The 715-nt window shown below is 46.0% G+C and carries 2 pseudogenes; both read right to left on the minus strand.

From position 1 onward, the window contains the following. A pseudogene (locus tag R7R24_RS26850) lies at positions 1 to 590 on the minus strand (ABC transporter permease); the annotation flags it as partial. Beyond that, a pseudogene (locus R7R24_RS26855) lies at positions 571 to 715 on the minus strand (ABC transporter ATP-binding protein); the annotation flags it as partial. The pseudogenes R7R24_RS26855 and R7R24_RS26850, both read right to left, overlap by 20 nt.

Here is a 715-nt window from a genome sequence, read left to right on the forward strand (position 1 = left end):
GAAAGGCCCGAGCTTCGCTTCAACATTCTTAATAAAGAAATGTCGGTAACTAAACGTGTACCTGATAAGAGCTTGTTTTGATCCACTTGAACAGGACCAAGACGGCTACCATCATTCAACTCAATAAAGTCGCCGTCTTGCCAGTTCATGTAAGACGCCAAATCTTGACTGATCAAAATCGGATACGGCGGCTTCATCAAGGAGAGAACAGGCATCTCATTAAGTGACTTGCCGTGCTGAAGAGGGATCATTGCGACAGGATCGATGCCAACGAGCATCAAGTTCATGTCCGTTTTGGCATCCAGATGAAGGACGTCAAAAGGCGCACATTGGTTGAAACCAGCGCGGCGCAACTGAATGTAAAACCCTTGAGGAATTTTATTTGCAGAATGTTTGGTACGAATTCGGTAAGGAAGTGGGTTTGAGAAAAGCTTCTCACCTGTTTCGTAACTCTGCTTCGCATGTTGGTTGATAGAAGTAACACCAACGAGAAGCGAAACACCAAGCGTTAAGCCTAACCAGACGAGAATAATTTGCAGTGGGTAACGACGGTAATGACCGAGTAGTGCCTTAACTACGGGCCATAACATGCAGTTGCCCTCCTTGAAGACGAATTTTCCCTTCCATGTGTGCCGCAACTTTCTCACTGTGCGTCACTAATAACAAGGTACAGTCCAATTGGCGTGCAAGACTGGTCAGTAAACGCATTACCGCT

It is taken from the genome of Vibrio sp. 704 (assembly GCF_033339295.1).